General features: G+C 49.6%; 16 protein-coding genes. 2 read left to right on the top strand and 14 right to left on the bottom strand.

Going from position 1 to position 19,492, the window contains the following annotated elements:
- Positions 1-12: 12 nt before the first annotated feature.
- From AAE250_RS13780 to AAE250_RS13820, 9 genes are all read right to left on the bottom strand, one after another.
- A complete protein-coding gene (locus AAE250_RS13780; RefSeq protein WP_294601820.1) occupies positions 13-3,183 on the bottom strand; it encodes an efflux RND transporter permease subunit in 3,171 nt (1,056 codons plus the stop codon).
- Positions 3,184-3,208: 25 nt separating this feature from the next.
- Positions 3,209-4,225, bottom strand: a complete 1,017-nt coding sequence (locus tag AAE250_RS13785) for an efflux RND transporter periplasmic adaptor subunit (protein ID WP_294601822.1) — start codon at positions 4,223-4,225, stop codon at positions 3,209-3,211.
- Between the two features lie 15 nt (positions 4,226-4,240).
- The gene (locus tag AAE250_RS13790) at positions 4,241-5,599 is read right to left on the bottom strand and encodes a TolC family protein (protein WP_294601824.1); all 1,359 of its coding nucleotides are present in this window, start codon (positions 5,597-5,599) and stop codon (positions 4,241-4,243) included.
- 25 nt (positions 5,600-5,624) lie between these two features.
- Positions 5,625-6,287, bottom strand: a complete 663-nt coding sequence (locus AAE250_RS13795; RefSeq protein ID WP_294601826.1) for a TetR/AcrR family transcriptional regulator — start codon at positions 6,285-6,287, stop codon at positions 5,625-5,627.
- A gap of 157 nt (positions 6,288-6,444) precedes the next feature.
- Complete coding sequence (gene hutH, locus AAE250_RS13800; protein WP_294601828.1) at positions 6,445-7,941, bottom strand: histidine ammonia-lyase; 1,497 nt, start codon at positions 7,939-7,941, stop codon at positions 6,445-6,447.
- Positions 7,938-8,567, bottom strand: coding sequence for a cyclodeaminase/cyclohydrolase family protein (locus AAE250_RS13805; RefSeq protein ID WP_294601830.1), 630 nt, complete (start codon positions 8,565-8,567; stop codon positions 7,938-7,940). The genes hutH and AAE250_RS13805 overlap by 4 nt, the downstream gene beginning before the upstream one ends.
- A 324-nt stretch (positions 8,568-8,891) precedes the next feature.
- Entirely contained in the window at positions 8,892-10,145 is a 1,254-nt protein-coding gene (gene hutI / locus AAE250_RS13810; RefSeq protein WP_294601831.1) for an imidazolonepropionase, read from the bottom strand.
- A gap of 6 nt (positions 10,146-10,151) precedes the next feature.
- A complete protein-coding gene (gene ftcD / locus AAE250_RS13815) occupies positions 10,152-11,048 on the bottom strand; it encodes a glutamate formimidoyltransferase (protein ID WP_294601833.1) in 897 nt (298 codons plus the stop codon).
- A gap of 63 nt (positions 11,049-11,111) precedes the next feature.
- On the bottom strand, positions 11,112-13,091 hold the full coding sequence (locus tag AAE250_RS13820) for a urocanate hydratase (protein ID WP_294601835.1): 1,980 nt from the start codon (positions 13,089-13,091) through the stop codon (positions 11,112-11,114).
- A gap of 411 nt (positions 13,092-13,502) precedes the next feature.
- On the opposite strand from AAE250_RS13820, the gene AAE250_RS13825 reads away from it, so the two are divergent.
- Positions 13,503-14,237: a hypothetical protein gene (locus AAE250_RS13825; protein ID WP_294601838.1), complete on the top strand. Its 735-nt coding sequence runs from the start codon at positions 13,503-13,505 to the stop codon at positions 14,235-14,237.
- Positions 14,238-14,561: 324 nt separating this feature from the next.
- Here the strand turns inward: AAE250_RS13825 and AAE250_RS13830 are convergent, their stop codons facing one another.
- Positions 14,562-15,014: a DUF6078 family protein gene (locus tag AAE250_RS13830; protein WP_294601840.1), complete on the bottom strand. Its 453-nt coding sequence runs from the start codon at positions 15,012-15,014 to the stop codon at positions 14,562-14,564.
- Positions 15,015-15,033: 19 nt separating this feature from the next.
- Entirely contained in the window at positions 15,034-15,678 is a 645-nt protein-coding gene (locus tag AAE250_RS13835; RefSeq protein ID WP_294601842.1) for a DUF6563 family protein, read from the bottom strand.
- Between the two features lie 163 nt (positions 15,679-15,841).
- Here AAE250_RS13835 and AAE250_RS13840 point away from each other — a divergent pair, with 163 nt between their 5' ends.
- Positions 15,842-17,734, top strand: coding sequence for a MutS family DNA mismatch repair protein (locus AAE250_RS13840; RefSeq protein ID WP_294601844.1), 1,893 nt, complete (start codon positions 15,842-15,844; stop codon positions 17,732-17,734).
- Between the two features lie 44 nt (positions 17,735-17,778).
- On the opposite strand, the gene AAE250_RS13845 is transcribed toward AAE250_RS13840, so the two are convergent.
- The 3 genes from AAE250_RS13845 to rplQ all read right to left on the bottom strand — a co-directional run bounded on the left by AAE250_RS13845 (position 17,779) and on the right by rplQ (position 19,491).
- Positions 17,779-18,318, bottom strand: a complete 540-nt coding sequence (locus tag AAE250_RS13845) for a hypothetical protein (protein WP_294601846.1) — start codon at positions 18,316-18,318, stop codon at positions 17,779-17,781.
- A 108-nt stretch (positions 18,319-18,426) separates the two neighbouring features.
- On the bottom strand, positions 18,427-18,843 hold the full coding sequence (locus tag AAE250_RS13850) for a hypothetical protein (RefSeq protein WP_294601848.1): 417 nt from the start codon (positions 18,841-18,843) through the stop codon (positions 18,427-18,429).
- A 138-nt stretch (positions 18,844-18,981) separates the two neighbouring features.
- On the bottom strand, positions 18,982-19,491 hold the full coding sequence (rplQ, locus tag AAE250_RS13855) for a 50S ribosomal protein L17 (protein ID WP_294601850.1): 510 nt from the start codon (positions 19,489-19,491) through the stop codon (positions 18,982-18,984).
- Position 19,492: the final 1 nt, after the last annotated feature.

Genomic DNA, 19,492 nt, shown 5'->3' on the forward strand with positions numbered 1-19,492 from the left:
TACAAGTTACAATCATTGTTTCTTCGGTTTCGTCATCTTGTCCTTATGTGACAAATAATAGTCGTTCAACTCACGATCTTTCTTAATCTTGCCACGTGTACGCTTGATACCGATGCCGGCAAACGAGCAATAAAGCACAGGAACCAGAATCAACGTCAGAATAGTAGACACCGTCAGACCGCCAATCACGGCAACACCCAGCGGACGCCACATTTCAGCACCTTCGCCCTGTCCTACAGCCATCGGCACCATACCGAGGATGGTAGTCAACGTAGTCATCAATACCGGACGCAGACGGCTACGGCCTGCCGTAACTACAGAATGAAGTACCGCCATACCACGCTCACGACAAAGCGTAATGTAGTCGATAAGCACAATACCATTCTTCACCACAATACCGATCAACATAATTCCACCCAGCAAACTCATTACGTTCAGGTTTGTACCCGTAAAGAAGAGCGCCATCAACACACCGCTGAATGCGAACGGAATGGAGAACATGATAATGAACGGATAGGTCAGAGACTCGAACTGGGCTGCCATCACAATAAATACCAGAATGACAATCAGTACGGCCAGTGTACCCAAGTCGGAGAACGAATCCTGCTGGTCTTCGTACGAACCCGAAATCTGGATAGAAACACCGCTCGGAAGATCCATCTTGTCGATAATGGCATTACCTTCGGCCACAACATCGCCCAGCGGAGCACCGGAGATGACAGCAGATACAGTTACAATACGTTCACGGTCTTTACGCTCGATAGTAGGAGGAGCCGAACGCTCGACTACTTTACCAAGATCTTTCACACGGATGCCTTCTCCGGAAGGAGTATAAATAAGTATATTCTCCAGATCCTCAATCTTGGTACGGAACTCAGGGGCATAGCGCACCCGGATATCGTACTCGTCACCGTCCTCACGATAATAGGAAGCCAAAGCACCATTCACGCGGTTACGAAGGTAGCTCGAAGCCGTCGACAGGTTCAGACCATGCAATGCCAACTTCTCACGGTCGAAGTCCACCTGGTATTCGGGTTGGTAATCCTGACGGCTGATGTTTACCTCACTCACACCTTTCACTTGCAATAACTTCTCTTTCAGTTCGGCCGATACTTGGTCGGTAGCAGTAAAGTCATAACCGTAAACCTCAAAGTCGGCACTGGCCTGGGCACTCATGCCACCGGTACTACCACCAAGAATTACCTGCGCCTTGTCCAACTCGGGATAGGCTTTCAGGTCTTCACGCATCTCATCGCAGACTGCCTCCAGCGTCACATCACGGTCACCCGGACTCACCAAACTGATGTTGAAGCTGATGATATGGCTGCCATTATCCTGCATAGAAGCGAATGTATTGTCCGAGTCGGCTTGTCCCACAGTATAGTTGCAGACTTTCATCACACCTTCGTAACGCTTCATCCACTTATCCGTCAGCTCCGAAGCCAATGCCTGCGCACGTTCCACACGGGCACCGATAGGCAACTGAAGCTTCACACCGATACGGCTGTTGTCGGCTGCCGGGAAGAACTCCGTACCAATGTACTTGGCGCAGAACAAACTTGCCGCGAAGAAAACGGCACAGCCCACAACGATAGTCTTCCGATGGCGTACAGCCCAGTTCAAGCGATTCTGATACCATACATCAAGGGCGTCGAGTCCACGCTGGATCGGTTTGTAAAAGGCAATGAACATCTTGCTCTGTTTTTTCTGCAAGCGCAAGAGTTGCGCACACATCATCGGAGTAAATGACAAAGCCGAAACAGTGGAAACAGTCATAATCACACACATCATCCATCCCAACTGGCGGAACAATACACCGGACATACCGCTTACCATCGTCAACGGGAAGAATACCGCAATCATGGTCAACGTAGAGGCTATTACGGAAATGGCCACCTCATTCGTGCCATGTACCGCCGCTTGTTTCGGTTCCGCCCCTCGCTCAATATGGGTAGTCACATTTTCAAGTACCACAATCGCGTCATCCACCACATTACCGATGGCAATGGAGAGACAAGAGAGCGAGATAATATTCAGCGAACCGCCGTCAATAATGCCCAGATAGATAAACGAAGCAACCAATGACATCGGAATAGTGATACAGATGATGACCGTAGCACGCCAACGCCCCAGAAAGACAAATACAACCAGGATTACGAACAGCATGGCGTATATAATGGTTTCCTCCAAACTGTCAATAGTATTCAAGATGTTATCGGAAGTATTGACAATGATGCCCAACTTCACATCACTGGGCAGCGACTTTTGCAGCTGCGGCAACATGTCGATAACTTTCTGCGAAATAGCTACGGAATTGGCGCCCGACTGCTTCTGTACTACAATCATAGCACCTTGCACACCGTTGCTGTACGTCTTTTGTGCACGCTCCTCCACAGAGTCTACTACCGTTGCCACATCACGCAGATAAACGGAAGCTCCGTTGTGCGTACCCACCACGATGTTCTCCATCTCTTTGGGATCTTTGAACTCACCCTCCACACGCAGTGAATAGGTGTTGTTTCCCACATCGAAAGTACCACCCGGCGTATTGCGGTTCTCGGCACTGATGATGGAACTGATGGTTTCCACAGAAAGGTTATAAGCATCCAGCTTGTTGGGGTCACAATAAACGTTCACCTCACGCTTGGGTGCACCCGAGATGGATACCGTACCCACACCCGGCACACGCGCCAACGGGTTCACAATATTGTCATCCAATATCTTATAGAGTGCCGGTTGGCTCTCCTCCGCCTGCACAGAAAGCAGCAGGATAGGAATCATGTCTGTACTGAACTTAAAGATGATAGGGGTTTCCACTTCATCCGGAAGCTGTGAACTTACCATGTCCAGTTTATCGCGCACATCATTGGTCAGCACGTCGATGTCATATCCGTATTCAAACTCCAGCGTAATTACAGAGATATTTTCTGATGAACGGGAGGTGATATGCTTCAGATTGCTGACAGAGTTCAGCGTATTCTCCAACGGACGGGTCACGTTGTTCTCAATATCCGATGCACTGGCACCCGCATACGAGGTCATCACCATAATGGTGTTGGTCTCAATATCCGGATAAAGGTCTACCGGCAATTTCGATAAAGAGAACAGACCAAATAACGCTACTGCCAGGAAGCAGAGCGAGGTCATAATCGGTTTTTTAACCGCTCCTTCGTATAAACTCATGTTTCTTAAGGATTTACGTTAATCATTACTTTTCTACTTCGACTTCTACCCCGTCGGCCAGTTTTGTCTGTCCGGCAATAACGACCTGTGAGTTATTATCCACACCGGAAATCAACTCATACTCAGTATCCATACGGCGGCCCAGTTCCACTTTATTATAAGATACTTTGCCATCCTTATATACATAGACATAGCGGTCACCAGAACCGGCACGCTTCACAATAGCCAAATCGGGTACCACCACATGTTCTTGTGTACCGAAGTTCAATGTAGCACGGGCAAACATTCCCGGACGGACACGCTGGTCACGGTTGACAAGCTGAATTTCTACCTGGAAAGTACGGGTAGCAGGATTAATAGTGGGGTAAATAAGACTTATTTTACCTTCGAACTCCTCATCACCGTAAACGTCTATTTTTACAGACACGGGAGCACCTTTCTTCACTTTCGTAAAGTAACCCTCGGACACATTGATGTACAATTTTACCGGAGTGATTTGTTCTACTACCAGTACAGGCTCTCCACCACTATACATATCACCATTATCATAGTTACGTGCTGTCACCACACCGTTGATGGGACTGAGCAATGCAGTATTCTCCAAGAGGTTATTATAGGAAGTCTCGCGGATATCAAGATTCATCTTGGCGGCATCCCATTCCGATTTGGACGCACCTCCCACCTTATAGAGTTCGTCAATGCGCTTAAACTCTATCCGCTGGTTGTCCAGCTGATACTTTATCTGCTTCAGGTTGGCAGCATCCATGCTGACCAATCTTTGTCCTTTGGACACACGGTCACCCACTTCTACAAAGATGCGATCGATGCGCACCGGAGAAGAGGGAGCGATATTGTTTTTCACTTCAGCCTCTACCGTAGCCGTATATTCCTGGATCTGGTCCACAGGACGGGCAACTACATCGGCTAACTTCACTCTCGGCTTTTCGTCTACTTTCTCTGCAGCAGTTTTGTCTTTATCTCCACTACATGCGCCCAGCAGTGCAACAGTCAGCAGGGCAATCAATTGAAAACCTTTTTTCATATCGTTGTTTTTCTTTTATTTCTGTTTATTAATTATATAATCTCTTCCCAGCACCTGGTCAAGGTCGGCCTTAGACACCAGATAGTCGTAAATGGATTGGTTGTAAGTCAGTTCCGCCTCGGTGAGCTGCACTTGCGACGTGTTCAGTTCGAGCACCGTGCCCTTACCTACTTCATAGCGCTTACCGGCAATCTGCACGGCTTTCTGCGCCTGCATCACGTTCTCACGATTGCTGACAACCTGCTCCGAACTGGCGGCCATGTTCTTCTGATAGCTGGTGATCTGCATATTCAGCTTACGTTCCGTGTCGATACGGTTCTGCTCTAACTGACGCATCTGGATGCGGTTCGTTTTCAACTTGGTGAAATTGCTTGCCTTATATAAAGGAATACTCAGGCTGAATACCAGCGAAGAACTGCCACCCCAGTCGTAACTGAAGACATCCCAATTCTCATTGTTCAAAGATTGATACTGATAAGAATAGTTCATAGCCAATGTAGGCATGAAGTTGGTACGCAACGTCTTGATGTTCTGCTGAAGTGTCTTCCAGTTCAAATCCAACTGCTTCATCGTAGTGTTGTTTACCAGTCCTTCAGTGGTTTGTTCCAGCTGATTGGCAAACAAATCCGTTTCGTACTGCTTCAGATTGTCATCAATCTTGATTTCCACATCGGCAGTAACTCCCATCAGCACTTTCAGCTGCAATCTTGACAATGTCACAGCATTGTTTGCGGAAATCACATTCGGCTTGATGCTGCGCATCTGTACCTCGGCACTGATTTTATCGAACTCGCTGACGGTTCCTTGCTGATACTTGGCATTAACGATGTTATAATTGTCTTCTGCCAGTTTATAGCTCTTCTGCAACACGTCGTAAGAGTCTTGCGAAAGCATCAGCTGGTAGTATGCCTTCGTCACCTGGTTCACCAAGTCTTGCTTGGAAGCACGCGATTTCTCCACTGCCAGCTCGATATCAGTCTTTGTCATCGACATAGCCCGATATACGCTTGGGGCAAATATAGGCAGACTGATGTTCAGTGCGCCACTTACAGTATTGGAGTTGTCCATACCCATTTTGAAAGACTGTCCTCCCAGATTAAGCTGGGCGGCTGTAATCGTATGGCTCCATGTTCCATCGATACTTGCCTGCGGAAGCAGGTTTTGCCAGGTTTCCTGATGAGTCACTTTCTTCAAGGCAATCTCCTCATTCGCCACCTTAATGGTCGGATTCTCACTTAGAGCAATCTCCAACGCCTTGTCAAGGTTCAGGGTCAGGGTATCCTTCGCCTCTTGTGCTTGTGCATAACCACCGGCATAGAGCACGGCAGCAGCAAACAGTAGTGCTTTGCCTACCCAAAATCTCTGCATCTTCATAAATAAATAATAGGTTGTTGATTAATTATTTTTCTGTCTCGTCACTATGTGTGTGTTTTTCACGGTATTCGATAATAAAGTTTTCCAACTCATGAGCACCTTTCTCCGTAGAAATGCCACGCAAGAAGGTAAACATAATAGATTCGTAAACATCAAGGAAAGAATATTCGTCACAGATGTTGGAGTTCATCAGCAAGTCGAGCTGACCGCGTACCAGCTGGTTGACAATGGCAAAGTTCACGTCACCACGGAAAATGCCTTGCTTCACACCTTCTTTAAAGAAATTGACCGTATCTTCCGAACTGCGGTTATGATTTTTCTTCACCAGTTCATAAGCTTTGGGATACTTTTTGAGATCTTCAAAGAATTTCCTATTTGTTGCATGGAATTTCTCTATACTCCACTGATAGCATCTCAGTATAACTTCCAGCACATTATTGGAAGTTGCCAGAATATCTTTGAGCCAAGCATCGGTATCCTGCTGGCTTTTCAGAATACATTCTTCCAGCAACGACTCTTTGTCGGAAAACACTTCATAAAGAGTACGCTTGGATATACCCAAAGAAGCAGCAATATCATCCATTGTGATACTTTTGATTCCATGTGCACTAAACGATTCCACGGCGGTCTGAATGATTCGTTCCCTCAGTTCCGACCTTGATGCTGAATGCTTTGTGTGTTCGCTCATTTTTCTTCCTTTCTTATTCAAAATAACTGTTTTTCTATTCATTATCGGAATAAAACGAGGCAAAGATAGAAAGAAAACTCAATTCACCAATTGAGTTTTCTTTCTTTTGTTTAGAGATTAATAAAAATTAGGTTTCCGGCAGATTTATTGGGAAGTTCTAATAGTCGAACTTCGTCCGGTTGAGGAAAGCAACGGTTTTATGGATTTCCTTATACATCACGATATCGTCCTTCACAAAAGGGACTTCCTTGCGGTATTCGTGCAGGAAGCGTTCCAGGACAGGAGATGTTTTTTGCGGGCGGCGGAAGTCGATGCCTTGGGCGGCATTCATCAGTTCGATGGCAAGGATATGTTCCAGGTTGTCCATGATGCGATACAACTTTGTAGCTGCATTGGCACCCATGCTGACGTGGTCTTCCTGACCGTTGCTGGAAACGATGGAGTCGCTGCTGGCTGCATAACAGTACATCTTGTTCTGGCTCACCATCGAAGCGGCAGCATATTGCGGTATCATGAAGCCGGAGTTCAGTCCGGGATTGGCTACCAGGAATTCGGGAAGTCCGCGCAACCCCATGATGAGCTGGGCGACGCGACGCTCGGAGATATTGCCCAGTTCGGCAAGGGCGATGCCGAGGAAGTCATAGGAGATGGCAAGCGGCTGACCATGGAAATTGCCGCCGGAGATGATGCGGTCTTCGTCGGGGAAGATGGTGGGGTTGTCCGTCACGGAGTTGATTTCCGTCAGCAGTACGGAGGCTACGTAACGGATGGCATCTTTCGTGGCACCATGCACCTGGGGGATGCAACGGAAAGAATACGGATCTTGCACATGCTCCTTGGGGCGAGCTATCAGTTCGCTGCCCTCCAGCAGTTTACGGAAGTTTGCACCCGTCTCTATCTGACCTTTGTGCGGACGGATTTGCTGGATGCAGTCCATAAACGGGTCGATGCGTCCATCGAAGGCTTCGAGGGAGAGGGCGGCAATCAGGTCGGCTTTCTTGGAGAGGCGGAAGGCTTTGAGGATGGCAAACACGCCGTTGGCACTCATAAACTGCGTGCCGTTGAGCAGTGCCAGTCCTTCCTTGCTCATCAACTTTACGGGTTCCCAGCCGAATTCGTCGAGCACGCTGATGGCTTCGCGTTTCTTACCTTTATAATAAACGTCGCCTACGCCGATAAGGGGCAGGAAGAGGTTGGCAAGCGGGGCAAGGTCGCCGGAAGCTCCCAATGAGCCGCGGTCGTAGACGATGGGCATCACGTCGTTGTTGAAGAAGTCGAGAATGCGTTGCACGGTGATGACCTGCACGCCGCTATGTCCCAGGGAAAGGGCATGTGCCTTGAGCAGCATCATCAGTTTGACGATGACGGGGCGTATCTCCTCGCCCACGCTGCAAGCATGGCTCTTTATCAGGTTTTCCTGCAAGGTGCCCAACTCGTCGGACGAGATATTCTTACTGCACAGAGAGCCGAAACCGGTAGTAATTCCGTACAGAGGTTCGTCGGATGCTGCAATCTTCTTGTCCAGATAGTCGCGGCATTTCTGTATGCGCTGTTTGGCTTCGGGAGCCAATTCCAGCTTCAGGTTTTCGTTGATAATGCGTTCGATGAGGTCGAAAGTAAGCTCACCGGAACCTACGTAATAGACATTGCTCATAGTTTCAGTTCTTGATTGATTTCGTCCAATAATTCTTTTTCCTGTGCGCAGGCAAGACGTTCCAGCTCGTCGGCTTCGGCCTGAAGCTTGGCTACGAATTCTTTGTCTTTCAGCGAACCGAGGTTGATGCGTACATTCATCAGCGCGCCCAGAACGGCAGAACGGGCGGACATCATGGCTACGCAGGCATCGGTCACGGCATTGCGGTTGCCCAGGCGGGCCACATCCGCTATAATCGGCATCAGTTCGTAGGCATTGCGGGCCACCTGCATCGGTACAAGAGCGGCATGCTTGGTAGCCTCCTGAATGGCGGCGCTACGGGCTGCTTTTTCTTCATCGGTAGCTTTGGGCATCTTGAAGCAGGCAAATACGCCGTCGTAGGCTTCGGAGTCACGGTCTATATCGGCAACAAAAGTATCTTTCTGCCGCATGGCTACTTCGGAGATATAGCGCATCAGTTCTTCGTGAGGTTCATAACCTTTCTTGCCGATGGTGAGGTTGGCAACCATCGCTGCCAAAGCGGAGGCGATGGCGCCATTCAAGGCGGCGATGCTTCCTCCGCCGGGAACGGGATCACTGCCCGCTACTTTATTCAAAAACTCTTTTACTATTAGTTCTGCTAACATGATGTTTAAGTATTAATGCGAATCAGGAGTTGAGATTGACTCCGTTTTGACAGGATATGAGCAAGAGTATCTCCAACTCCTCCGCCTGAAAGGGGAGGTGCCCGTAGGGCGGAGGGGTCTTACATCCGCAGGGACTTATCTATTGCAAAGTTACTCTCTGCTTATGTAAGCCCCCCTCCCCCCTACGGGGTACTCCCCCTTTCAGGCGGGAGAGTTTGAGATACTCATGTTTATCATTTCATTCATTTCTATCATCGTTATGAATCAGTTTCAACTACTGATTCGCATGGTTAAATATTATGTATCAAAGTCTTATTTACTATATCATACTACCGGATAGAGTACGCCTTCCTTAATCGTAGTATTGACACAATTCATCCCTATATAATAAGGAAGGAAATGATAATTATCGGTATTCAACACTACAAAGTCTCCCTTCTTCCCTACCTCGATGCTGCCGATGCTATCCGCACGCTTCAAGGCAGCGGCACCGTTCAGCGTCAGTGCGGTGATGGCTTCCTCGATGCTCAACTGCATATAGATGCACGCCAGGGCAAACGTGAGGGGGATGGAACCGGAAAAGCAACTGCCGGGATTAAGGTCGGTAGCAAGGGCTACGGCACAACCGGCATCAATCATTTCGCGCCCGCGGGCGTATGGTTCTTTCAGGGCAAAGGCGGTCAGCGGTAGCAGGGTAGCCACTACGTTCTTCTCTGCCATCGCACGGATATCGGCGTCGGAGGCATGCAGCAGATGGTCGGCCGAAACGGCTGAAAGTTCGGCTGCCAGTCCGGCACCGCCCAAAGGAACGATTTCGTCGGCATGGAGTTTCAGGGCAAGCCCCATCTCCCGGGCAGCAAGCAACAGACGGCGGGATTGTTCGATGGAGAAGACGCCTTGCTCGCAGAAGACATCGCAGAATTCGGCCAGGTCGTTCTGCACGACGCTGGGCATTACTTCCTTGATAATATAATCTACGTACTCGTCCGTGCGTCCGCTGTATTCTTCGGGCACGGCATGCGCGCCGAGGAAAGTAGAGACAACATCCACCCGCTTGTGCTCATCGTTATTGAGGCTGCGCATCACGCGGAGTTGCATGAGTTCCGTATCGCGGTCCAGCCCGTAGCCGCTTTTGCCTTCTACGGTGGTCACGCCCATGGCGGTCATTTGCTTCAGAAAGTTTTCGGCACGGCTGCGCAGTTTGATAAAGTTCTCGGCACGGGTCGCTTTCACGGTGCTTACAATTCCGCCGCCACGCTCCATGATGGACATATAGCTCTCGCCTTTCAGCCGCCAAGAGAATTCTTCGGCACGCTCGCCGCCAAACACGAAATGCGTGTGCGAATCGACAAAGCCGGGCAGCAGGCACTTGCCGCGGGCATTGTAGTGCCAGTAGCGCTGGTAATAGCCATCGCGTTGCTCTCCGCGGTTCTCGCCCACATAGGTGATGATGCCGTTGGTTACTTCCACCGTAGCGTTGTCAATGATGTGCAACTCTCCCATCTCCTTGCCGCGACGGGCGGAAAAGCCGAGGGGCGTCACAACACGCGCATTGAATATAATCAGGTTTTCTGCCATAATTTCTTATTCCATTATTCTTGCTTCCAGCACTTGCTCCATCGAGAAATTCTCCAGTCCCAGGTAGTAGGAGGCGGTGTCGATCAAGGCTTCCATAGGCACCAGTCCGATGATTTCGCTACCTACGATGCTGACGCCATAGCGGCGCGCCTCGATCCGTACCAGTTCGAAAGCGCGGTAGAGAGCGGTACGGGTAAAGTCCGTCATATTGATGGAGACTTGTGTGATGCCGCGGTCTTTCAGCTCCACGCCCATCGCCTTGCAATAGCGCAAGCCACCGCCGATGAAGCGGATCTTCTTGGCGATGTCGTGGGCAATCTCCAGGCTGGGGGTATTGAGGTTGACGTTATACGCCACCAACGGCATACGGGCGCCGATGGCTACCGTTCCTGCGGTAGGATGGCGCTCGGCCGGACCGAAGTCGGGATGCCATTCCGGTTGTTTTATCTTCTCTGCCATTCCTTCGAACTCGCCCTTACGGACTGCCGCAAGGTTCTCGCGATGCGGGGCGGAAGCGGATTTCTCGTACAGGAAGACGGGGAGATTGTAACGTTTTGCTACCTCCTCGCCTACTTCTTTGGAGAGGGCGATAGCTTCGTCCATCGTTACATTCTTGATGGGGATGAAGGGCACTACATCTACGGCTCCCATGCGGGGGTGCTGTCCGGTGTGATGATTGAGGTCGATCAGTTGCACGGCAACACCGATGGCTGCGAGCACGGCATCGCGTAGCGGTTCTGGCTCGCCTACTACGGTAACGACAAGGCGGTTATGGTCTTCGTCGTTGCTGTAGTCCAGCAACTTCACACCCGGTCTGCCCCGGAAAGGGGCTACTATTTGGTCTATCTTCTGCAAGTCGCGTCCCTCGCTGAAGTTGGGGACGCATTCCATAATTTTGTTCATATCGTAATTGTTTTTAGTTGAATAAATGGGAATTTAGCGGGCGGAGCGCCCCTAAATTATCATTTATCTTATACATTTCTTTATCAATTCCTCATCCGCCACATACGGCATTGTAATATGATACCCCTCGGCATGCGTGCGGTTGAACGCCTCGCTCGTCTCCATGGCATGCGGATTGCGTGCCCACGAACGGCGTGCCACGCCTCCCATCACATCCCACAACATGGCAGAGCGGAGAATCTCATCCACCCGCTGCGAACCGTCGCACACCATGCCGAAGCCGCCGTTGATGGCTTTTCCGATGCCCACGCCGCCGCCATTGTGCAAGGCCACAAGGCTCATGCCCCGCGCACAATTTCCGGCAAAACACTGCACGGCCATATCGGCCATCACATTGCTGCCGTCTTTGATATTCGCCGTCTCACGGAAAGGCGAGTCCGTACCGCTGACGTCGTGATGGTCGCGTCCCAGCATAATAGGGCCGACTTCCCCGTTCCGTACCATTTCATTGAAACGAAGTGCAATGTTCATGCGTCCTTCGGCATCCTGATAGAGGATTCGGGCTTGCGTGCCCACCACCAGGTTATTCTTCTCGGCATCACGAATCCAGTTATAATTATCCAAATCCTGCCCGCGCCGCGTAGGGTCGATGCACTCCATCGCAGCCCGGTCGGTCTTCACCAAATCTTCGTGTTTACCGCTGAGGCATACCCAGCGGAAGGGCCCGTAGCCGTAATCGAAAAGCTCCGGCCCCATGATATCTTCTACGTAGCTGGGGAAGATAAAGCCATTCTTCGTATCGCCGTCACGGGCAATCTCGCTCACGCCGGCATCGTAAACGGCTTTCATAAAGGAGTTTCCGTAGTCGAAGAAGTAAGTACCCCGGCCTACGAGTGTCTTGATCGCAGCAAAGTGACGCGACAGCGAAGCATCCACCAGGCGGTGGAACTGCTTCGGGTTCTCGTGCAGCATCGCGGTGCGCTGCTCAAAGGTCAGACCGGCAGGGCAATAGCCACCGTCGTAGGCAGCATGGCAGGAAGTCTGGTCGGAAAGCAGGTCGACGGGAAGACGCTCCCGCACGGCATATTCCAGCAAGTCCACCACATTGCCGTGATAGGCTATGGAGAGAGGTTGGCGGCTGTCCATCGCTTCGCGCGCCAAGCGAAATGCTTCGGGCAAAGAATCGGTGACGCGTCCCACCCATCCCTGCTTGTGGCGGGTTTCGATGCGCGAAGCATCTACCTCGGCAATGATTGCCACCGCTCCTGCCATCTCGGCAGCCTTGGGCTGTGCGCCGCTCATGCCTCCCAGACCGGAGGAAATGAAAAGACGTCCGCGCAAATCTCCGTCTTGCGGAATGCCCAGTTTCAGGCGTCCGGCATTCAGCAAAGTGTTGAATGTGCCGTGCACGATGCCTTGCGGACCGATGTACATCCAGCCGCCGGCAGTCATCTGCCCGTAATTGGCAACGCCCATCTGCATGGCGGTGTGCCAGTCGTCCTGATTATCGTAAAGCCCCACCATCAGCGCATTGGTGATGATGACGCGGGGTGCCTCGGGCTTCGACTTGAACAGTCCCAGCGGATGTCCGCTTTCAATGACGAGTGTCTGTTCGCGCGTCAGCACTTCGAGGTATTGCTTGATAAGGCGGTACTGCATCCAGTTCTGGCACACCTGCCCCGTCTCGCCGTAGGTAACTAATTCGTACGGATAGAGGGCAATGTCGAAACAAAGATTATTGTCAATCATCACCTGGAAGGCACGGCCTTCGATGCAGTTTCCTTTGTATTCATCGATGGGCTTCGCCTTGAGGTCGCCCTGCGGACGGTAGCGGTAGCCGTAGATACGCCCACGGGTGCGGAGTTCTTCCATAAACTCGGGGGCAAGCGTTTCGTGCAATTCCTTGGGAATATAGCGCAATGCGTTCTTCAGCGCCGTGGCAGTCTGCGCAGGGGTAAGGGTGTAGCCACGGTCGGGTGCCCGGCGGATGCCCTCGATGAAGGAGGGATAAGGGGGCAATGTTTTATTGATGGTTATCTCCATAATAATTAGGATATAGTAAGGTTACAAATTGTCAGTTATTACCGGCTGATATCTGCCGCAATATAAAAATAAATCCCGATATTCGCAATAGGTAGAGGCAGTTATTTATCTTTTAGTCAAAGAGAGGGAGGAAGCCATGAAAATTAGGCCCTATGTTGCTACGGACAATCACAAAAATACGTATATTTGTATGCATCTCTCCGGGAAGCGAGGGAGATTAATTAATAATGCGAATCAGGAGTTGAGATTGACTCCGTTTTGACAGGTTATGAGGTAAATGACAAAAGAATTATTTTAGACAGAAGAACAAAAGAACAAATTAGAAAATATAAGCTATAGCATATCATGAATATGTTCTTTTGTTCTTCTGTCTAAAAAATATAACTCATGTCTAATTTAAAGGAGAAAGCTATGAAGAATTTACTTTCAAGTATCGTCGTACTGGCTTGCGTGCTTGGCTTCGCAGGTTGTACGGATCTGATGAAGGATGACGGTTCCAGAGGATTTGCAGACGTGGCAACCATTGCAGGAAACCCGGAAGATGGATATTACTGCTACTTGGGGCATGGCGGATTAGCCATTTCCTACAGTGCGGAACTTGCCGACAAAGAGAGAGGCTACTTCTCTTTCTCTTATATGGAAAGCGACTGGACCACCTCTGCCAACGGTATAAAATATATAGACAATGTACGTGTCCATGCGATTGAAGCCTACGACGTGATTCATCCCCTCTCCCAAGAGGAGGCAGCGGCCGGGCACATCACCGACAAGGAGAATTGCGCCATTCCCCGGTCACTGACGGTAGGTTATGCCTCCGCCGGCTATGTCGATTTATCGGCAGGATTCGCCACCTTCAATGACATAAGCGGAGAAAGCCACAACGGAGAAGTGAACCTGGTATACGACGTAGCAAAACAAGAGCCGGACACCCTCAGACTGCAACTCTGCTATAATCCCCGCATCCCCGACGGCTGGACGAAAACAAACAGCAGCCACCGCACTGTGTCGTGCGACATCTCTTCCCTTTCTTCTCTCGCGCAATGGAATGACTCGTTGACCCTTGTCATTGATGACGGAAGCGAGAAGAAACAGCTGATAAAAATGAGCCGGAATGACTTCCAGAAACCCGGCATAAGGATTGAATAATCGGAAACAGAAACATTTGTTATTCCAATCAGTATGTTCGTGCTGCCCCGATAAAGGGTTGTAACTCAGCGCATCCATACTGCAAAGCTACTGCATACATCTTGCAGTGACGCTGCATATAAGCTACAGAGCCGCTGCAAATTAATGTGCAGCAGCTCTGCAACTCGTTTGCAGTGTCTCTGCAACTTATATGCAGCAGCTCTGCAACTTGTTTGCGGTAACTCTGCAACTTGCTGCATACAACAACGCCATCAGCTTGCGTCGATACCGCAGACTGATGGCGTCTTTACAGCTTTCTATACAGGCTGCACCTACAAACCGGACTTACCAAGCCAGCCTGTACTCATAACTGTCGAATTTCGGCTTTGTCCCTATCCCGGCAGCCCTGAACACTCCGGCTATCCGCTGCTGTTCTTCGGGGGTAATCAACCGTTCGCCCTTACGGCAATGGTAATAATAACGTTCGCACGAAAAGCACCCCATGACCCTGGAACGTACTGCGGATGCCAGCTTCAAAGGAATATCATCGAAAAGGCGGGACATACCGCGGGCATAATGCAACGGTTCGTTGGAACGGTAGCGTTCGCAGGTTGAAAGGTCGGACAAACGGTCGACGTAAAAGGGATTCACCACACGGAGGGATTTAGGCTGTGTTTCTTCACTCTCAGACAGCAGTTGTGCCGCTATGGCCCGCAGGCAGGAGGATGCCTTGGGGCACTTGTCTTTACCCGCAAGGCAGTATTCGTACCCATCGGGCACGTCTTGCAATAATATCATTTTATTAGTAATTAGTGATTTAATGATTAGTAGCTGACGACCGGAGTGCCCGCAGATACCTGCCGATGACCTCTGCCGCCTCGCTTGTTTCTTTCTCGAATCCGGCGCGCAGTTCGGGATATTCTTCCAGCAGCTGCAGCATCCGCTCGCGCCCCACGAACTCGGATTTTCCGGTTTCGGGATTCAATTCGTAATATACGCGGGCATGAACCAGCCCCGAAGCATTGATGGCATCGCCCACTTCGCCACCCAGCCGCGTAGCATCATCGGGAGTCATGGTACTGGTGGCTGCTTGTCCTACGGGTTGCGCACAAAAGTAAATCTTTTCTTTCAGCCATAGGGCCGGTGCATACCATTGCCCGAAACGGTAGCGCTTGTAGCGCATCTTCCTGCAGTTGACGTAGAGCGACGTATCTATCTGCACAGCATAGCAACGGGATTTCAGATAACGGCAAAGACCGGGATTATCGTCCGCCATAATGCGGTAATCGGCACCGCCCATCAAGTATATCTGATTTTTGGAGCGCTTCTCAACTTTCAGTGTAGTAACCGTATCGCCACGGCCTTCCACCAGTCCTTTCAAATTGGAATACATCACCTGCTGGGCTGCACCTGGCAAAACCAGCAACAGTGTCAAAATGCCTAACAGCCACCACCTTTTCATATCCGGCCTCCTCTTCTGAAACTTTGTTTTAGTGAGCGAAAGGTACACTTTTTATAGGAAGTAGACAAAAAATCGTGGGAAAAAGATAGGCAGATGTTCCTAAAAGATAAAGAAAACAATTGTAAATGCATATCTTTGCCGCAACTTAACATGTATAGCACCAATGAATACGATAGATAAAATAAGTGCCACTTACCACGACATTGCGGAGCAGGCAAAGCATGAATTAAATAAAGTACAGCAACAGATTTACCGCATCGGCACCCTGCGACTGCTGTTGTTCTGCGCCGGAGTAGCGGGAATTATCTATTTCCGGGCGGAAAGCTGGGCGGTATTGGGAGGCATTGTGCTCGTTACGCTCCTGCCCTTCGTGCTGCTGATTAAATATCACAACCGTCTGTTCTACCGGAAGGATTACCTGGAAAAGGAGATAGAAATCAACGAACAGGAACTCGCAGCGCTGAATTACGACATTTCTGCTTTTGATGACGGAGAGGAGTTCATGGACCCTACACATCTGTACACTTACGACTTAGACGTATTCGGCCCGCATTCTCTGTATCAATACATCAACCGGACGTGTACCCAGTTAGGAAAAAGCCGGCTGGCATCCTGGCTGAACGTGCATCTGAAAAAGAAAGAAGAAATACAAAAACGGCAGGAAGCCGTGCAAGAGCTTGCACCGGAACTGGAATTCCGGCAGCGCTTCCGCATCCTGGGGCTGCTGCACAAAGGGAAAGCCGCCGATGAGACGGAACTGAACGCCTGGGCAAAAAGTCCGAGCGTATTCCGGACCCAAAAACTGCTGCGTGCCTTGCCGCCATTGGTAGTGGCAACAAACGCTATCTGCATCGGACTGGTTATAGCCGGAATACTGTCCGGAGGGACTTATGGCATCATCTGGACGTGCTTTGTCATCGCCAGTTTCAGCTTCACAGGCCGTATTACCAAAATACAAGCCATCTACGGAAAGAAATTGCAGATACTTTCCACCTATGCCGTCCTGCTTCGCCTCATGGAGGAAAAGCCGGTGCAATCGGAATTGCTCAAAGAGATAAAGGAAGAGATTGGTGGAGAAAAACGGAAAGCCTCCCACTCCATCCGGCAGTTGAGCAAGCTGATGAATGAACTCGACCAGCGAAACAATGCATTTATGTACGCCATCCTGAACGGATTCTTCTTTTGGGAGTTACGCCAAATCATGCGCATTGAAGCCTGGAAAGAGCAATATGCCACCGAACTGCCTCACTGGCTCACCGCCATCGGACTGATTGATACGCTGAACTCGCTCGCAACGTTTGCCTATAACCATCCGGACTATGTCTTCCCCACTCTGCTGGATAAGGCGGATATCACCTCTGGAAAGAATGCCTCGCACCCTGGAACTCCTTTCCGTGCCGAAACCCTCTCCGGCAAGCCCGTCCTTCCTTTCCGCCTGCGCGCCGAGGCCCTGGGGCATCCGTTAATGCACCGCGACCGCTGCGTACGCAACGACATCGATATGGAGAAACGGCCCTTCTTCATCATCATCACCGGTGCCAACATGGCGGGCAAGAGCACTTACCTACGTACCGTAGGCATCAACTATCTCCTTGCCTGCATCGGCACTCCCGTTTGTGCCCGCCAAATGGAGATCTATCCGGCGCAGCTCATCACCAGCCTGCGTACTTCCGATTCGCTGAACGACAACGAATCCTATTTCTTTGCCGAACTCAAACGTCTCAAACTCATCATAGACAAATTGCAGGCAGGCGAGGAACTTTTCATCATCCTCGACGAAATTCTGAAAGGAACCAATTCCATGGATAAGCAGAAAGGCTCTTTCGCCCTCATCAAGCAATTCATGGCGCTGCAAGCCAACGGTATCATCGCCACCCACGACCTGCTGCTGGGAACGCTCATCGACCTCTTCCCCGAAGACATCCGCAACTATTGCTTCGAGGCAGACATCACGAACAATGAGCTAACCTTCTCGTACCGTCTGCGCCCGGGTATCGCCCGGAATATGAATGCATGTTTCCTGATGAAAAGAATGGGGATTGCCGTTGCCGACTAATCCCCATCTCTAGCTTAAAGTCAAGTCTGAGTCACCCTCACGGGTTATGCCATTTTACATTTAGACAAGAATGTTGATACAGAAACCGCATCACTGCCTGTAAAGTAACGTACAGAAGTCACCGGCGTATAGGTATAGGGTACGAACTGGAACAACTGCACCGCAGCAAACTTATTGTCCTGCGAAATCATCACATCCATACGTACATTTCCGCTGGCTTCACTCTTTACCGCAGCATCACCACTCAACTGGCCATTCTCAAGCATATCCGTAAGCTTGCCCAAATACTTCAGATCAAAGAAAATACTACGTTCTTTCGCAATACTCCCCGTGGGCAGATAAACAATTTCTTTCGATTTCCAGAACAGACGGAATACACCAAGCAGGACAAGAGCCGTGCCCAACACCATCAAAGCCATGCTGACAGTGGAAGATTTATCACTCATCTCAAAGATAGATGCAAAAACAAAAAGACCTACCAGCAGCATAGCCACTGAAAAGATAAGTCCGGAAATACTGGTACGCTTAGCGATATCGGGGTGTGTAGACGCAAAAAGGGTTGCATCAATAGTTTTAGTTGCCATAATATATGATTTATTTAATTGTTTTATTTGAAATAGAAAAAATACAATACTCCCCTGCATGTATAAGCTTCGCTTCACACAAGGAACGAGACCGAATTCAATAAAACACTAAATAAGGATACGCCTTAGTGTGAAAATATAATATTCACACACAGGTTGGCAACGATAATAAGCAGTAGCATCGTAGAGCTTTTCACGATGCAGAGACAGGACAGCAGCCCGCTGAGCCACCTTATCTATCCAATCTCTCAGAGAGAAAATATATTTTGTAGTATAGGAACGTTGTAAACGCGAAAAAGTCAACAACTGAGACTGTCCGCCGGTACCTGCCAGTTCTGCATCCGGCAGATAAGGTAATTGGGGAGCTGCAATGCAGGAGTTATCTTGCTGATTGTATACCGCAACCGTCTTTTCATTCACAGCCTTCCCCGCATCTACCGTTTCACCGATAAATGTATCGCCCGCAACCTGCCATAAAGCCAATGCAAGCACCAGGAATCCTATGAATCGAACAAATCTAGCCATATCGCAATGCAAATATAACAGTTTCCAACATTGATTTGTTTAATGCACACATCTTTTAATGTTTATTCAACGATTAATACAACAAAAAAGCCGCCCCAATCTCTGGGACGGCTTTCATATATAAAAAGAATAGTTGAATTATTCAGCTTTGGCTTCTTCTGCTTTTGCTTCCTCAGCAACAGGCGCTTCAGCAACCGGAGCAGCTTCAACAGCAGGTGCAGCTTCTGCAGTCTTCTTTGAACGACGGGTACGAGTAGCTTTCTTAGCAACTTTTTCCTTAGCCATGTTATCGTTGTAATCAACGAGTTCAATGAAGCACATTTCTGCGTTGTCACCCAGACGGTTGCCAGTCTTGATGATACGAGTGTAACCACCCGGACGATCGGCAATCTTCACAGAGATTTCTTTAAACAACTCAGTTACAGCATACTTGTCTTGCAAATTGCTAAATACTACACGACGAGAGTTAGTCGTGTCGTCTTTAGCTTTTGTGATCAAAGGCTCAACAAACTTCTTCAGAGCTTTAGCCTTTGCTACGGTCGTAGTGATTCTTTTGTGCTTAATCAAAGAACACGCCATATTAGCCAACATAGCGTTTCTATGAGAGGCAGTACGACCCAAATGGTTGAATTTCTTATTATGTCTCATT

It is taken from the genome of Bacteroides sp. GD17 (assembly GCF_038448625.1).
GTDB lineage: Bacteria > Bacteroidota > Bacteroidia > Bacteroidales > Bacteroidaceae > Bacteroides.

What these genes read in the sequence shown, in the direction of transcription:
- rplQ (WP_294601850.1), bottom strand. Translation starts at nt 19,491, where the DNA reads ATGAGACATAATAAGAAATTCAACCATTTGGGTCGTACTGCCTCTCAT.
- AAE250_RS13840 (WP_294601844.1), top strand. Translation starts at nt 15,842, where the DNA reads ATGAATACGATAGATAAAATAAGTGCCACTTACCACGACATTGCGGAG.
- AAE250_RS13820 (WP_294601835.1), bottom strand. Translation starts at nt 13,091, where the DNA reads ATGGAGATAACCATCAATAAAACATTGCCCCCTTATCCCTCCTTCATC.
- AAE250_RS13825 (WP_294601838.1), top strand. Translation starts at nt 13,503, where the DNA reads ATGAAGAATTTACTTTCAAGTATCGTCGTACTGGCTTGCGTGCTTGGC.
- AAE250_RS13780 (WP_294601820.1), bottom strand. Translation starts at nt 3,183, where the DNA reads ATGAGTTTATACGAAGGAGCGGTTAAAAAACCGATTATGACCTCGCTC.
- AAE250_RS13795 (WP_294601826.1), bottom strand. Translation starts at nt 6,287, where the DNA reads ATGAGCGAACACACAAAGCATTCAGCATCAAGGTCGGAACTGAGGGAA.
- AAE250_RS13785 (WP_294601822.1), bottom strand. Translation starts at nt 4,225, where the DNA reads ATGAAAAAAGGTTTTCAATTGATTGCCCTGCTGACTGTTGCACTGCTG.
- hutH (WP_294601828.1), bottom strand. Translation starts at nt 7,941, where the DNA reads ATGAGCAATGTCTATTACGTAGGTTCCGGTGAGCTTACTTTCGACCTC.
- AAE250_RS13805 (WP_294601830.1), bottom strand. Translation starts at nt 8,567, where the DNA reads ATGTTAGCAGAACTAATAGTAAAAGAGTTTTTGAATAAAGTAGCGGGC.
- ftcD (WP_294601833.1), bottom strand. Translation starts at nt 11,048, where the DNA reads ATGAACAAAATTATGGAATGCGTCCCCAACTTCAGCGAGGGACGCGAC.
- AAE250_RS13845 (WP_294601846.1), bottom strand. Translation starts at nt 18,318, where the DNA reads ATGGCAACTAAAACTATTGATGCAACCCTTTTTGCGTCTACACACCCC.
- AAE250_RS13850 (WP_294601848.1), bottom strand. Translation starts at nt 18,843, where the DNA reads ATGGCTAGATTTGTTCGATTCATAGGATTCCTGGTGCTTGCATTGGCT.
- hutI (WP_294601831.1), bottom strand. Translation starts at nt 10,145, where the DNA reads ATGGCAGAAAACCTGATTATATTCAATGCGCGTGTTGTGACGCCCCTC.
- AAE250_RS13835 (WP_294601842.1), bottom strand. Translation starts at nt 15,678, where the DNA reads ATGAAAAGGTGGTGGCTGTTAGGCATTTTGACACTGTTGCTGGTTTTG.
- AAE250_RS13790 (WP_294601824.1), bottom strand. Translation starts at nt 5,599, where the DNA reads ATGAAGATGCAGAGATTTTGGGTAGGCAAAGCACTACTGTTTGCTGCT.
- AAE250_RS13830 (WP_294601840.1), bottom strand. Translation starts at nt 15,014, where the DNA reads ATGATATTATTGCAAGACGTGCCCGATGGGTACGAATACTGCCTTGCG.